At 57.7% G+C, this 14,709-nt stretch carries 13 protein-coding genes; 8 read left to right on the plus strand and 5 right to left on the minus strand.

Going from position 1 to position 14,709, the window contains the following annotated elements:
• Nucleotides 1-204: 204 nt before the first annotated feature.
• From AC0V6K_RS07575 to AC0V6K_RS07590, 4 genes are all read left to right on the plus strand, one after another.
• Nucleotides 205-543 (plus strand): P-II family nitrogen regulator, encoded by a 339-nt coding sequence (locus AC0V6K_RS07575; RefSeq protein ID WP_472626070.1) that lies wholly within the window; start codon nucleotides 205-207, stop codon nucleotides 541-543.
• 16 nt (nucleotides 544-559) lie between these two features.
• A complete protein-coding gene (locus AC0V6K_RS07580) occupies nucleotides 560-1,885 on the plus strand; it encodes an ammonium transporter (RefSeq protein ID WP_472620940.1) in 1,326 nt (441 codons plus the stop codon).
• A 258-nt stretch (nucleotides 1,886-2,143) separates the two neighbouring features.
• The gene (locus AC0V6K_RS07585; RefSeq protein WP_472620942.1) at nucleotides 2,144-4,543 is read left to right on the plus strand and encodes a TonB-dependent receptor; all 2,400 of its coding nucleotides are present in this window, start codon (nucleotides 2,144-2,146) and stop codon (nucleotides 4,541-4,543) included.
• Between the two features lie 124 nt (nucleotides 4,544-4,667).
• Nucleotides 4,668-5,489, plus strand: a complete 822-nt coding sequence (locus tag AC0V6K_RS07590) for an alpha/beta hydrolase (RefSeq protein ID WP_472620944.1) — start codon at nucleotides 4,668-4,670, stop codon at nucleotides 5,487-5,489.
• Here AC0V6K_RS07590 and AC0V6K_RS07595 read toward each other — a convergent pair.
• The 3 genes from AC0V6K_RS07595 to AC0V6K_RS07605 are packed head-to-tail and all read right to left on the minus strand — an operon-like array spanning nucleotide 5,486 to nucleotide 8,469.
• The gene (locus tag AC0V6K_RS07595) at nucleotides 5,486-7,081 is read right to left on the minus strand and encodes a GMC family oxidoreductase (protein WP_472620946.1); all 1,596 of its coding nucleotides are present in this window, start codon (nucleotides 7,079-7,081) and stop codon (nucleotides 5,486-5,488) included. The two genes, AC0V6K_RS07590 and AC0V6K_RS07595, sit on opposite strands and share 4 nt — an antisense overlap.
• 24 nt (nucleotides 7,082-7,105) lie before the next feature.
• The gene (locus tag AC0V6K_RS07600) at nucleotides 7,106-8,056 is read right to left on the minus strand and encodes a sterol desaturase family protein (RefSeq protein ID WP_472620948.1); all 951 of its coding nucleotides are present in this window, start codon (nucleotides 8,054-8,056) and stop codon (nucleotides 7,106-7,108) included.
• Between the two features lie 11 nt (nucleotides 8,057-8,067).
• Entirely contained in the window at nucleotides 8,068-8,469 is a 402-nt protein-coding gene (locus tag AC0V6K_RS07605; protein WP_472620950.1) for a hypothetical protein, read from the minus strand.
• A 67-nt stretch (nucleotides 8,470-8,536) separates the two neighbouring features.
• Here AC0V6K_RS07605 and AC0V6K_RS07610 point away from each other — a divergent pair, with 67 nt between their 5' ends.
• Entirely contained in the window at nucleotides 8,537-9,961 is a 1,425-nt protein-coding gene (locus AC0V6K_RS07610; protein ID WP_472620952.1) for an amidohydrolase, read from the plus strand.
• A 9-nt stretch (nucleotides 9,962-9,970) separates the two neighbouring features.
• On the opposite strand, the gene AC0V6K_RS07615 is transcribed toward AC0V6K_RS07610, so the two are convergent.
• Together AC0V6K_RS07615 and AC0V6K_RS07620 are read right to left on the minus strand one after the other, a co-directional pair.
• Complete coding sequence (locus AC0V6K_RS07615; RefSeq protein WP_472620954.1) at nucleotides 9,971-10,948, minus strand: hypothetical protein; 978 nt, start codon at nucleotides 10,946-10,948, stop codon at nucleotides 9,971-9,973.
• A gap of 28 nt (nucleotides 10,949-10,976) precedes the next feature.
• Nucleotides 10,977-11,408 carry a protein tyrosine phosphatase family protein gene (locus AC0V6K_RS07620; RefSeq protein ID WP_472620956.1) on the minus strand — a complete coding sequence of 144 codons (432 nt, stop codon included), beginning with the start codon at nucleotides 11,406-11,408 and terminating at the stop codon, nucleotides 10,977-10,979.
• A gap of 267 nt (nucleotides 11,409-11,675) precedes the next feature.
• On the opposite strand from AC0V6K_RS07620, the gene AC0V6K_RS07625 reads away from it, so the two are divergent.
• From AC0V6K_RS07625 to argF, 3 genes are all read left to right on the plus strand, one after another.
• Nucleotides 11,676-12,437 carry a cold-shock protein gene (locus tag AC0V6K_RS07625; protein WP_472620958.1) on the plus strand — a complete coding sequence of 254 codons (762 nt, stop codon included), beginning with the start codon at nucleotides 11,676-11,678 and terminating at the stop codon, nucleotides 12,435-12,437.
• 137 nt (nucleotides 12,438-12,574) lie between these two features.
• Entirely contained in the window at nucleotides 12,575-13,774 is a 1,200-nt protein-coding gene (locus AC0V6K_RS07630; RefSeq protein ID WP_472620960.1) for an aspartate aminotransferase family protein, read from the plus strand.
• Complete coding sequence (argF, locus tag AC0V6K_RS07635; protein ID WP_472620962.1) at nucleotides 13,774-14,703, plus strand: ornithine carbamoyltransferase; 930 nt, start codon at nucleotides 13,774-13,776, stop codon at nucleotides 14,701-14,703. Before AC0V6K_RS07630 ends, argF begins: the two co-directional genes overlap by 1 nt.
• Nucleotides 14,704-14,709: the final 6 nt, after the last annotated feature.

Genomic DNA, 14,709 nt, shown 5'->3' on the forward strand with positions numbered 1-14,709 from the left:
ATGTCGTGACAGGCATTATTGACGCATCTAATGACACACCGCTGCCCAAAATCTAAACAGGTGATTAACATTTAGGCACTCATTTTTGTGCACATGCGAAGAATCTCTCGGATTCCGCCGCGTCACCCCCATACTCGGAAAATGGCACGCCTCTTGCTGACTGTGGACCGCCGGGATGTGCCCGGTGAGCCAAAGGGGGCACAGATGAAGTTCATCATCGCCATCATAAAACCATTTAAACTCGATGAGGTCCGCGAAGCGCTGGGCTCAATCGGGGTCGCCGGGATGACTGTTTCTGAAGTCAAAGGTTTCGGACGCCAAAAAGGCCAGACCGAAATCTATCGCGGTGCAGAATACTCCACCAATATGCTGCCGAAAGTGAAGCTCGAGATTGCTGCAAGCGAGGAGATCGCTGCGCAAGTCGTCGAGACCATTCAGCAGACCGCCAGCACCGACGCGATTGGCGACGGAAAGATTTTCGTCCTCGACCTCGCATCTGCAACCCGCATTCGCACCGGCGAAGCGGGCGAAACCGCACTTTAATCAGGGGTATTAAACAGTGAAAAATCCTCTCCTCAAGAGCGCTGCCCTGATTGCAGGCATCACGCTCGCAGCGCAGCCAGCCATGGCGGCTGCATCAGCTCCGGTCCCAAATCCTGGCAACAACGCGTGGATGATGACAGCAACCGTTTTGGTCATGTTGATGATCCTACCCGGACTCGCCTTGTTCTATGGCGGTCTAACTCGTTCAAAGAACATGCTCTCGACCATGACCCAGATTGGCGCGACAGCCTGTCTCGCGATGCTCATTTGGGTGATGTGGGGGTACAGCCTCGCATTCGGCGATACTTCTTATGAAGGAACGCTGGGCCTTTTCATCAGCGGTGGAAGCTACTTCCTTGCTGGCACCGATGCGAGCAGCACGGCGGCGACATTTACCGATGAAGTGATCAGCAAATATGTCTTCATCAGCTTCCAGATGACCTTTGCTGCGATCACAGCGGCACTTATCCTTGGTGCCACTGCTGAGCGCATGAAGTTCGGCGCTGTAATGCTGTTCGTGCCGATCTGGCTGACGATCGTTTACTTCCCGATTGCCCACATGGTCTGGGCCGCCGACGGGTTGCTGTTCAAGGACGGCGCTCTCGACTTTGCCGGTGGTACCGTGGTTCACATCAACGCTGGTATCTCTGGTCTCGTGCTCGCCTATCTCCTCGGTAAGCGCCGAGGGTGGCCGCAAGAACCGATGATGCCACACAGTCTGACGCTTACCATGGTCGGCACCGGGTTGCTGTGGTGTGGTTGGTTTGGCTTCAACGCCGGTTCGGCACTCGAAGCCGACGGCTCGGCAGGTCTCGCGATGATCAACACATTTGTCGCAACAGCGGCAGGTGCGCTGACCTGGATGGTTATTGAACGCCTTGCCGGTCACAAGGGCTCAGCTCTCGGCTTCTGCTCGGGTGTAATTGCTGGTTTGGTCGCGGTTACGCCAGCGGCTGGTAACAGCGGACCGTTCGGCGCAATCCTTCTGGGCATCGTGTCCTCTGCTGTCTGCTACTACTTCGTTGCCAAGGTGAAAATGAAGTTTGGCTACGACGACTCGCTTGACGCATTCGGCATCCACGGCGTTGGCGGTATCGTTGGCGCGGTTGGCACGGCGGTCGTCTATCAGCCCTTCATTGGCGGCCCTGGTGACGGTTCCGTTGCCCTTGGTGCGCAGCTCTGGATCCAGATCAAGGGTGTTCTCATCACCATCGGCTGGGCTGGCCTCGGCACGTTGATCGCTGGCTTCGTTGTCAAATCCATCGTTGGTCTGCGTGTCGACGAAGAGACCGAAGTCGAAGGGCTCGACATCTCCGAACACGGGGAACGCGCCTACAACTAATCAACCAGATCGGCGGGGGAAGTTTTTTCAACCTCTCCCTTACTTCCCCTGCCTCAACTTGTTCCTCCTGCGAACAACAGACTTACGATGGGTCGGAGCCATGTGCTCCGGCCCCTTTTTTGCGTAATTTTCTGTGTGGCTGGCGCGATACAGTTGAAAGAAAAGTGTCACAACCGCTGGTGATAGGATTGCAAATGTAACCTGTGAGGAGTCTTTGTCCTGCTTAGGGATCGGCAACGTCTATTGGAGAGAGAGACTATGCAGCATCTGAAGGATCGATTGAGTTCACCATTGCGGGCCGCATTGCTTTGCGGCTGCGCATTCTCGTTGGCTTCTACTCCGGCCATTGCGCAAGACGCCGAGGCTGAAGAAGAAGCCGTTTCTGGCAATGTGATCGTTGTGACCGCGACGAAGCGGGATTCCACGATCCAAGACGTGCCATTCTCTATCAATGCCCAGACGTCTGAAGACATTCAGCGTTCAGGCGCTGTCACGCTTGAGGACCTTTCGCGTAATGTTGCCGGCCTGACGGTTCAGAACCTCGGCCCGGGTCAAAGCCAGGTTTCGGTTCGCGGTGTATCGGCCGGTCAGGTCGTTCGTGACCAGCCGGGCGTGAAAGAACAGGTCGGCGTCTATCTTGATGAATCAGTAATCTCACTTTCGCTGTTCACTCCCGACCTTGACCTGTTTGATCTCAACCGCGTTGAGACACTGCGTGGCCCGCAAGGGACACTGTTTGGTTCGGGTTCGGTCGGCGGCACCATCCGCTACATCACGAACCAGCCGGAAATTGGCGTGACCGAAGGCACCGTTGAAGGCAATTTGAACCTTGTCGACGGAGATGACCTTGGTTGGCACCTGAAGGGTGCGATCAACGTTGCCATGGGTGACAACGCTGCTCTGCGCGCGGTGGGTTACTACACCCAGTATGGCGGCTTCATTGACGCACAGGGCCCCGGCGGGGGCGACAACATCAACAGCGGCGAGCGTTATGGTGGTCGCCTCGCCATGACCGTCGATACGGGCGAAGGCTTCAGCATCACGCCGCGCGTTATCTATCAGCGCGTGTCAGCCGACGGCTTCAACCGACAGGAGCTCTTCAACCTCTTTGCCAACCCGTTCACCACCACCCGTCCGGCGGTGCAGCTGGGTGAGCGCGAGCAATTCCTGCAGCTTCAGGAAGAGTTTGTAGACGACACCTTCATCGCCGACCTGGTGGTGGAAGCCGATCTTGGTCCGGTGACTTTGACATCGGTCAGCTCGTACACAGATCGTGAGATCCTTGTCAGCCGCGATGCCAGTGCGCTTACGGGATCGGTGTCAGTCGATCTTGGCTATCCGGATGCGGCAGTGCTTCTGCCATCGAACCTGCGGGACACGACGGATCTTGAGACCCTGACGCAAGAAGTGCGCTTCTCGTCTAACTATGACGGGCCACTGCAATGGGTGCTCGGTGGTTTCTACTCGAACACCGACCGCTTCTATCGCCAACGCCTTCCGACACCTGGCTATGCAGCCGCGACGGATGCGACCTTGGGCGCGGGCACTTCGGCTGCGGTTGCCAACGGCTTCACCAATCTGGATTCGCCGTTCAACTCCGACCTGCCTTACAACATCGAGCAGTTCGCGATTTTTGGCGAGGCGACTTTCGATGTCACTGATAAGCTCACATTGACTGCGGGCGGCCGTTATTATGACTTTGAGGAGACCCGTACGATCACCACAGGCGGCCTGTTCGCGAATGGTGATAGCGGCGTTGTCGATCAGACTTCATCTGACGGTTTCACGCCGCGCTTCCTGCTCAGCTATGACGTCACACCCGATGTTACGATCAATGCGCAGGCTTCGCAGGGCTTCCGCCTTGGCGGGGTCAACGACCCGCTCAATGTGCCGCTGTGTAACGCGCAGGATCTGGCGCTGTTTGGCGGCTTCCAAGACTATGAGGACGAAACGCTGTGGAACTATGAGCTGGGCGTGAAAGCGCAAGGCAATGGCTTCACGTTCAACGCGGCAGGCTTCTACAACGACATCAGCAACCTGCAGGTGACGCTCGATGCCGGTAGCTGCTCTTCGCGTATCGTGTTTAACGTCCCCGATGCGCACTCAACCGGTGTAGAAGCAGAGGTTGGTTTCAGCCCCACGCAGGGCCTGAACTTCAACCTGTCAGGCAGCTGGATCGAGGCTGAGTTCGACACAACTCTGCCGGGCGCATTGGCCGGGGCAACGGGTATCCGTGAGGGCAACCGCCTTCCATCGGTTCCGGAGTTTCAGTTCACCGCAAGCGGCAGCTATGAATTCCCGGTCTCGGGCAACGCCGACGCCTATATCGCGGCGTCGGTTCAGCATGTCGGCTCGCGCTTCACGCAGCCGGCTGACCAGGAAAACAACCCACGCACCTTCGTACATGGCCTGCCATTTGGCGGTGCTCCTGCGACGGCTTCGACCACGGTAGATTTGCTGCTGGACGACTATCAGCTCGTCAATCTGAGCGCTGGTGTCGATTTCGACAGCGGTCTGAGCTTGGTGATTTATGCCAACAACGTTCTCGATGAGAATGCGCTGCTGTCGTTCGACCGCGAACGCGGCGGGCGTGCACGTCTCGGCTTCCGCGTTGGGCAACCGCGCACGATCGGTGTCACCGCACGCAAGACGTTCTGATTTAGAGCAGCATGACAGAAAGGGCCGGGGCGGTTTGACCGCTCCGGCCCTTTTATTGTTCGCGGTTTGGGGTAGCTTGGCAGCATTGAGGGAGGGAAGAATGTGTAGGCTCTTGGCTTTACTGATGATTTGGGCAGCATCCAGCGCTGCACCGCTATCGGCTGAGGAGCCATATCAGGAGCTGGGGCCGCTTGCCTATCTACCGGCGATTGCAGGCGATTATTTCGCGCTCGATTCAGAGAATACGCGGAGCCGCTATCACATCTTTGTCCGCTTGCCGGAGGGTTACGCCGCGCAGTCTAACGCAACGTTCCCGGTGGTCTATCTCCTTGATGGTGATTCAACCTACCCGATGCTCGCGCCGCAGCACTTGTTTCTGCACTATGACGAGAAATTGCCTGAAGCGATCATCGTCGGCATTGCCTATGGCGGCTTTGGCGAAGTGAACCGGCGAGGTTTTGACTTTCGTCCCTTCTTGGAGAACGGCGAGGAAGGTGGCGCGTCTCGCTTCTTGGCCATGCTTGAGCATGAGCTCATTCCTCATATCGCAAGCCACTATCGAACAGATGAAGGCCGACGTTTGCTTGTCGGTCAAAGTCGTGGCGGTTCATTCGTCCTTTACGCGGCAGTGAGACGCCCAGACCTCTTTCATGGGCTGATCGCTAGCAACCCGTCGCCCGACTACCCTGATCTCAAGCTCTTCGGTGTGGGGCGCGATATGGAACCGGTTCAGACCCGTAGCACATTGATCCTGGCCTCAGGCTCACGCGATCGAGAGCTTCTTCGTGCGGCTGCGCTCGATTGGTCACGCAACTTTGCGCGCCGCGACGACTTGCCTTGGAGAGCCGAATTTCTCGACATCAAAGGGGGCACCCACGCCGCCAGCCTGCCGGAAGTTTACCGGCGTGCGATGCTTAAGCTGCTGCCTCCGCCCGCGGGCGATTAGGCGAAGGCCTTTTCTTCCGCTTTAACGAAGTCCGCGCAACGTTCGCCGATCATAATGCTGGGTGCGTTGGTGTTGCCGCTGACCAGCTTGGGCATGATGCTCGCATCTGCGATCCACAGACCATCGACACCGCGAACTTTCAGCTGCGGATCGACCACACTGTCCTCATCCGCGCCCATGCGGCATGTGCCGACGGGGTGATAGACCGTGTCTGCGCGATCGCGGATCATTTGGTCGAGCGCCGCATCATCACTCAGATCAACCGGATGGCGGTCAGTCGGGCCAAAGGCTTGCAAGGCCGGCGCATCGGCAATGCGGTGTGACAGGCGTACGCCTTCACGAAGCACGGCAATATCGCGATCATCATCGAGGAAGTTCGGGTCAATCACAGGAGCGGCGGCCGCATCGCGCGATCCCAACCGCACAGTGCCTGTGCTTTCCGGCCGCAGGACACAGGCGTGCAGCGAAAAGCCATAGCCTTTCACATTCTCGCGGCCGTGATCTTCGAGGACGGCGGGGACAAAGTGCCATTGCACATCGGGCGCCGGTGCATCGGGCATCACGGTCCAGAATCCGCCAGCTTCCGCGTAGCAGGTGGTCATCGCGCCTGTGCGTTTGCGGCGGTGCTCGACGATGGCGGCGGCCATCTTCAACGTGCCTTTCAGCGTCCCGCCAATCGGCACATCGGATTCGGTCTGCCAGCCGGATACGTAATCGATATGGTCCTGAAGGTTCGAGCCCACAGCGGGCTTATCCAGAACCACATCAATACCGTGCGCTTTGAGATGCTCGGCGGGACCAATACCTGAGAGCATGAGCATTTGCGGTGAATTGAATGCGCCTGCACACAGGATAACGCCGCGTTTTGCGTAGAGCATTTCGGTGCGCTTACCCCGCCGCACTTTGATGCCGGTCGCTCGGCCCTGCTCGACCACTAGCTTCTCAACCAGCGTCTTGGTGCGGACAGCGAAATTGCCCTGCTCGCGTATGGGCTCGACGAAAGCACGTGCGGCGGACCAGCGCTCACCATTGCGCTGCGTCGTCTGGTAGAGGCCAAAGCCCTCCTGATCCGCGCCATTGAAATCTTCATTGCGGCGAAGCTGCAATTCGGCCGCAGCCTCGACAAAGGCTTCGCTGACCGGATTGGGAGAGCGCTGATTCGAGACGAACAGCGGCCCGCCTTCTCCGTGAAAATCGTCCGCGCCGCGTTCGTTTGATTCGGACTTGCGGAAATAGGGCAGCACATCGTCATAGGCCCAACCCTCGCAGCCCATCGCGGCCCAATTGTCGTAATCCCACTTATTGCCGCGGATGTAGACCATTGCGTTAATTGCGGACGATCCACCCAGCCCTTTGCCACGCGGTTGATATCCAATGCGACCATTCAGGCCCTTTTGCGGAACGGTATCGAACTTGTAGTTAGAAGAGTTACGGATGAAGGGCATGAAGCCAGGCGTCTTGATAATGATATTGTCGTTGCGGCCGCCCGCTTCGACAAGGCAAACGCGCCTTGTGCCATCCACTGCCAGCCGGCCAGCGACCGCGCTGCCGCCGCTGCCACCGCCAACCACGATGTAGTCAAAGCTTTCCATACTCTCTCCTCTTAGAGGGTAGGCTTAAGCAGCTTCGGAAGCGGATTCAATCGCGTTTCGACTTGCTACTGATTCCGCGCCATTTGTCTGACGCGCGCGCCAGCGTTCACGGATGGTGTCGGAAGTGTCGCGGCTGCCATCATGGGTCCAGCCGGGCTCGCGCAGCAGATAGGACAATTTGTGCTGCCATGGCGCGCGCCAGATGTCGGTGATCATGCCGATCCATTCGTGGAAGACGGACCAAAGCAGATTGAAGCTGCCCAGTTGCTTGATGATGCCGTAACGGATTTCTTCTTCATCGGTTTCCGGCTCGAATGTGCCGAACACCTTGTCCCAGATGATGAAGACCCCCGCATAATTCCGGTCGAGATAGCGCGGGTTGGTCGCATGGTGGACGCGGTGGTGGCTGGGCGTGTTCATCACTGCCTCGAACCAGCGGGGCATTTTATTGATGGCTTCGGTGTGGATCCAGAACTGATAGACCAGATTGATTCCGCCAACGATGCCGATCATCGCCGGGTGGAAGCCTAGCAGCACCAGCGGAATGGCGAACAGCAACCCAAATGTGAAGCTGCCGGTCCATGTCTGTCGGAGCGCGGTTGAGAGGTTGTAATGCTGGCTGGAATGGTGGTTCACATGCGCGGCCCACATCCAACGGACGCGATGTCCGGCGCGGTGGACCCAGTAATACTTTAGATCATCGAGCACGAAAGCGAGCGGCCACGCCCACCACACTGCCCACCATTCGGCACCGAAGTCGAACAACCGATATTCATAGGCTGAGATAAAGACATAGGCTGCAAAGCCGCCAAACAATGCGCCCGCGACCGTCGAACCTAGGCCGAATGCAAGGCTCACCAAAGTGTCCATCGGCTCATAGGCTTCACGGCGCTTGAACCGCGACCAGACCATTTCGATCAGGACTGCCAGCACGAAGAAGGGGACGGCAATTTCGGTGGGTGAAAAGTCAGGCATTGCAGGTCGGACTATAAGCGATTGATGCGGTCGGCCCAAGTCGAAGAATCGACGAGGGTCAGCCTAACGGGACCGAAGCGTGCCTCGCCGCAGTCTACGATCAATGCGTCGACCACCTCCCGCGCGCTGGAATGGTTGCTGAGGATGCGTCCGGCGAACTGGTTGCCATGGCGTTTGATCACAATGATGCGACCGTCCGCGTCCGACGCCAACGCGGCCTTCTTGTCGCGGGAAATCGAGATACGTTCAGCCACAAAGCCATCTTCGACTTCGCCCGCAGCGAGTCTGACGGCGTCCTCATCGCGCAATACGGGGTTGCCGCCCAATCCCATCCATCGGGCAAGCCCTGCCAAAGCGACAATCGCGATCAGCGAGCCGCCAAAGATGAGGATTTGAGGATCAATCTCTGTCATTTTTCACCGCGCAGCGGATTGGCATGTACGCTCAATTGCGGCAAGCAGTGATGTGAAGGAGATTGCCATGAAGCTGTTCACCCGCGCCACTGCTCTTGCTCTGATGTTAGGAGCGGCACCGCTCGCTGCTGACAATCATGATCCGGTTGCAATTGTTGATGCGCAAGAAGATCGCACGGCACGGGTGGCGAAACAGCTCTGGGACCTTGCCGAGCTTGGTTATCTCGAAACGCAATCCTCCGGCCTGCTTCAGCGCGAGTTGGCGGGGGAAGGCTTTAAGATTGCCAATTCGGTTGCCGACATTCCTACGGCCTTCACTGCCGAGTGGGGCGAAGGCGGTCCGGTGATCGCAATCCTTGCCGAGATGGACGCGCTTCCGGGCATCAACCAGTCCGCTTCGGCGACGCGCGATCCGGTCGAAGGAAAACATGCGGGGCATGCCTGCGGTCACAACCTGTTTGGCGCAGGCTCCATGACAGCGGCGATCGCCGTCAAACGCTGGCTTGAGGCGACGGGAACGCCGGGTCGTATTCGGTTCTATGGCACGCCAGCCGAAGAGGGCGGGTCGGGCAAGGTCTACATGACGCGCGCGGGTCTCTTTGATGATGTCGACATCGCGATCCACTGGCACGCCGATGACGAGAACAGTGCGGCCGCGCAAACGAGCTTGGCAAACCGCTCTGCGAAGTTTCGATTCACCGGCGTTTCGGCTCACGCGGCTGGTGCACCCGAGCGAGGGCGCTCGGCGCTAGACGGGGTGGAAGCCATGAACATGATGGCAAACATGATTCACGAACACATGCCGCAGGATGCGCGCATGCATTATGTCATAACCAGTGGCGGCAATGCGCCGAATGTGGTCCCCGATTTCGCCGAAAACTTCTATTACGTGCGCCACCCCGACCCCGCCGGCGTCGAAGAGATTTGGAAACGGCTGGAAGATGCGGCGCGTGGCGCGGCATTGGGCACCGGAACCAAGGTTGAGTGGGAAGTGATCCACGGCAACAACCCGCTGCTGGTCAATGAAACGCTCGCCAGAGTTATGGACGCAAAACTGCGGTTGATCGGCGGTGTGGAATACACCGAAGAAGAGCGGGCATGGGCGGTTGAGATTCAGAAATCGCTGGGTGATGCAGCCAAACCGCTCGAAAGCGCTGAGGAGATCGGTGAGTATTCCAAAAGCCTCGGCTATGGTTCAACAGACGTAGGGGACGTCTCCTGGGCGACACCGACAGTTGGTGTGCGCACCGCAACATGGGTGCCCGGGACTAGCGCGCATAGCTGGCAGGCGGTTGCGGCAAGCGGTCATTCGATTGGCACCAAGGGCACACAGGTCGCTGCAAAGGCGATGGCGCTGATGGCGGTTGAGCTATACGAAAACCCGGAATTGCGTGCCGCCGCGCGCGCCGAATTCGATAAGGCGCGCGGGCCGGATTACCAGTACAAATCGCTTCTCGGCGATCGCGATCCGCCGCTTGATTATCGCAAGTAGTGTGGTTGATTATCCGAACGGGTACTGCGCCATGCATTCGCCAATCTCGTTCCAGAGCGCTGTGTTGGTAGGGAAGCGATGCGTTTCCTCACCAAGGATCTTCACGGTCATTTCCTGACCCACTGGCATGAGATTGAAGTAAGGCCGCTGGATATGGGCGCCGAAAATGTATTTCTTGCCCATACTTAGATAATCGCCGTTCAGCATCGCAATTGGTTGTTTGTCGACGAAGATTGCTGAGCCCTTGAACGTCTCGTAAGTCACGCCTTCATCTAAGGCTGGAAGGGGCACATCTTCCTCTTTGCTCCAGCCGATGCCTGCTTGATGCTTAGGCATTTCAGTCTCGTAATTGTCTTCGGTAAGCTCGGGCAGATTGTCGCCTTCCAGCCGCAAGGATCCATCGAAGAAGTTGATGAAGCCGAGAGTCAACTGGCCCTTTTCGGTCTTAGTCGAGGCGGCGAAACATAGATTGCCTCTGGCGAAGAAGAACCAATCGTCAAAGACCAGTTCCTTCGTCGGTGCATCGGGATATTCGCCTCCGGTCTGACGTTTGAACGCTGCGCCATCCGCGTAAAGCTCAGGCTCTTCGCCTTTCGCAAGATCGGCGGCCATATTGTAGGTCTCGCGGTGCAGAGAGGCCATGACCTCGCATGGCTTGGCCAGCTCAGCGGCGGTCTCCAATGAGAAGTTTCCCTCGGGAAACTTCGCCATAACCATTTCGGTCAGGCGGGTCTGTTCCGCTTCCGCTAGCTCGTCACCCAGAAGCCCGGTTACGGTGAACCAGGTCAAGGACATTGCTCTGTGCTGCCTCGACCAAAGTGGATCGGACTCCTCTTTCGCATCAGAAAGAATCAGCTGGATGGTGCCGCATGCGTGAGCGGATTCTTGGGTGAGCGCATATTTGTATGGCGGCATCGGCTCCTTCGAAAAAGCGGCGGTGCCGGTGGCAAGTGCGGATACCAGAAGGGCAAGAGTTACGGCTTTCATATGTTCCCCATTCGCATGCTCTGTGGGTTTAGCGCGCAGCCAGCATATCGATCATCGGGCGTATTGGGCTGACATCATACCCCACTGCCATAGCGGCTGTGGCGATCTCATCCGGGATCATACCCAACTTCGCCTGCGCGAGCGACCATAGGAATGTTGAGCGAGTGCCCGAGCGGCAATAGCCCAGCACTTTGCCTTCAGCCTGGTCCATAGCGGCGATCATTTCGTCGATCTGGACCTCGCTGAAGCCCGAATGGCCAATCGGGATCGAGACATAGTTTAGTCCCTGCGCGGCAGCTTCCGCCTGAATTTCATCGCTTTGAGGTGCGGATAGCTCTTCGCCATCGGGGCGATTGTTTACGATCAAAGTGACTCCGGCCTCTTTCGCAGCCGCTATGTCCTCCAGTTCAATTTGTGGGCTAGCGAGAACGGTTTCGGAGAGTTCACGGAAATCAGTCATGCGACACCTCTTGCTGGATCAGTCCAGTTCTTTCCATGCCCAATCGTCCGGGCGCGTGCAACGCTCTGAAAAATCGAAAATGTCACATATCTCTGCGAATACAGGCCTGCCTCTTAAAACATTCGCATAAGGAGGCTTTGTGGGTTATGCTGCAAACAACTGTGAGACAAAGGAATCGTTTTCTCACACACGATCGGTGTCGCTTGCTGTCCCAGGCGCCGACGTTTTTTAGGAGGGTGGGCAGTGTGACAAGGTACGTACGAAGTTATGGGTTACGATAGAGGTCGTCGACGCGGACGGGACAAGCGCGACGGATTCGGTGAAGACGGTTTTGATCCGTTTGGTGGTGGCGGTGACAATTTCTCGCCCCCTTCTGATTATGGAAACAATCGCGGTGGCTTTGGCGGCGGAGGCGGTGGAGACCGTTTCGGCGGCGGAGATCGTGGTGGTGATCGCGGCGGCTTCGGCGGCGGTGGACCACGCGGCGGCGGCGGTGGTCGCGGCGGCGGTGGCGGTGGCGGCGGTTTCAACCGCATGCCCGCTCAGGTTGTTGGCACCGGTAAAGGCACCGTAAAGTTCTTCAATGGTCAAAAAGGCTTCGGCTTCATCGCGCAAGAAGGCGGAGGCGAAGATGTTTTTGTTCATATTAGTGCGGTTGAACGCGCTGGCCTTGAAGGTCTCGCAGAGGGCCAAGAGCTCGAGTTCAATCTCGTCGATCGCGGCGGGAAAGTTTCGGCGCAGGACCTCCAGATTGTCGGCGATGTGATCGCGGCTCCTGCGGCAGAAGGCCCGCCGAAACGCGAACTGACTGGCGAGAAGGCAACCGGAACGGTGAAGTTCTTCAACTCGATGAAGGGCTTTGGCTTCCTCGTTCGTGACGATGGTCAGCCGGACGCGTTCGTGCATATTAGCGCGGTCGAGCGCTCTGGACTTTCCGAGCTTAACGAAGGTGAGCGTTTCGAGTTTGATCTCGAAGTTAACCGACGCGGCAAACACTCGGCGGTCAATCTGGTGCCGGTGCAGGGCTAAGCTTTGTTCAACACCATTTCGGCCGTTTGACCTTATGATCGAGCGGCCTTATCAAAATAGCAGTGGCGGCTCTTGATCGGGCCGCCATTTGTTTTTCAGATAGAGGGCAACAGCCCCTAAACTTGCAGGGATCATCTATGTCGACATCTGCGCTCATGCCGGTTTACCCGCGTTGCGGTGTGCGGCCCGTCCGCGGCGAGCATTGCCACCTGATTGATGAGGACGGTACGCGTTATCTCGATTTCGCCAGCGGGATTGCTGTCAACCTTCTTGGCCATTCACACAAAGGTCTGATCGAGGCGATCCAGAACCAAGCGGAAACGCTGATGCACGTGTCGAACCTGTACGGCAGCCCGCAAGGCGAGAAGTTGGCGAAGCAACTGGTCGACAACACCTTCGCTGATTCGGTGTTCTTCACCAATTCGGGAGCTGAGGCAGTAGAAGCGGCAATCAAATGCGCGCGCGCCTATCACCAGAATGCTGGCGATGAGGGCGATGCCAACCGTTATGAGCTGATCACCTTCACCAATGCCTTTCACGGTCGCACAATGGCGACGATCAGCGCGTCAAACCAGACCAAGATGCACCACGGCTTTTCGCCGCTGCTTGATGGTTTCAAGTATTGTGAATTTGATGATCTCGAGGCTGCGAAGGCACTTATCGGCCCGAACACCGCAGGCTTCCTGGTCGAGCCCATTCAGGGAGAGGGCGGTATTCGCCCGGCGTCGGTTGAGTTTATGCAGGGGTTGCGCAAGCTCGCGGACGAGCATGATTTGATGCTGGTTCTTGATGAAGTGCAATGCGGCGTCGCGCGCACAGGCGCAATGTATGCTTACGAGCATTACGGGATTGAGCCGGACATCCTTGCTTCTGCAAAAGGCATTGGTGGTGGTTTCCCGCTGGGTGCTCTGCTGGCAACCGAGAAAGCAGCGCGCGGTATGACCTTCGGCACGCACGGTTCCACCTACGGTGGCAATCCGCTTGCGATGGCAGCTGGCAGCGCGGTTATGGACGCGGTGGCTAACGAAGAGTTTCTCGCCGGCGTGACCGAAAAAGGCGAGCGCGTCCGCGCACGGCTTGAACAGTTTATCGGCAACTATCCCGACTTGTTCGAATTCGTTCGCGGCAAGGGCTTGATGCTTGGTATCCGGATGAAAGTCGAAAGCCGGCCTTTCTTCGTCCACCTTCGCGACAATCATCAGCTGCTTACTGTGGCTGCTGGCGATCAGACTCTGCGTCTGTTGCCGCCGCTGGTTATCGATGATGAAGAAATCGACGAATTCTTCGAAAAGCTCTCGGCAGGTGCAGCCAGTTTCAAGGTGCCAGAACCAGCGTAATGGCGCAACGTCACTTCCTTGATCTCGCAGATGCGGGAGGCGATGGCATTGCGGCGATGATCAATGACGCCATTGATCGGAAAGGCGCGCGAGGAGATTGGGCCAAGGGAAAACCCGATGCCGATGCCCCGTTGAAAGACCGTGTTTTAGCGCTGGTGTTCGAGAAAAATTCGACCCGCACGCGGGTGAGCTTTGATATCGCCATGCGGCAGTTGGGGGGCAGTGTCCTCACCCTTGAAACGGGCTCAAGCCAGCTGGGTCGCGGGGAAAGCATCGTCGATACGGCACGTGTGCTTAGCCGAATGGTCGATGCGATCATGCTGAGGACAGATGATCACGCCAAGATCGAAGAAATGGCCCGGCATGCGACGGTGCCGGTGATCAATGGTCTCACAGACCAATCTCACCCGTGCCAGATCGTTGCCGACCTTTTGACGGTAATCGAGCATGGAAAAAGCCTGCCGGGTCTCGAACTCGCGTGGTTTGGGGACGGCAACAATGTGCTGACGTCCATTCTCGACGCTGCAGGACTGATGAAATTCAATGTGCGCGTTGCGACCCCAAAGGGCTTTGAGCCACACGCATGCGTAGTAGAGCGGGCACGGGCAGCGGGGGCGCAAGTCACCTTGACAAGCGATGCCGAAGTAGCTGCCACCGGGGCCGACGTGTTGGTCACCGACACTTGGATTTCGATGGGTCAGGCGGACGCCGATGAGAAGCGCGCTGCAATGGAACCTTTTCAGGTCAACCGCGCCCTAATGAAGCAGGCAAAGCCGGATGCATTGTTCCTGCATTGCCTTCCCGCGCATGTCGGCGAAGAAGTGAGCGAGGACGTGTTCGAGAGCCCACAGTCAGTGGTCTTCGATGAGGCAGAAAACCGCATTCACGCTCAGAAGTCGGTGCTCTTGTGGAGCTTTGGCCAGCTTTGAGCTTCT

This window comes from Erythrobacter sp. S43, assembly GCF_057364955.1.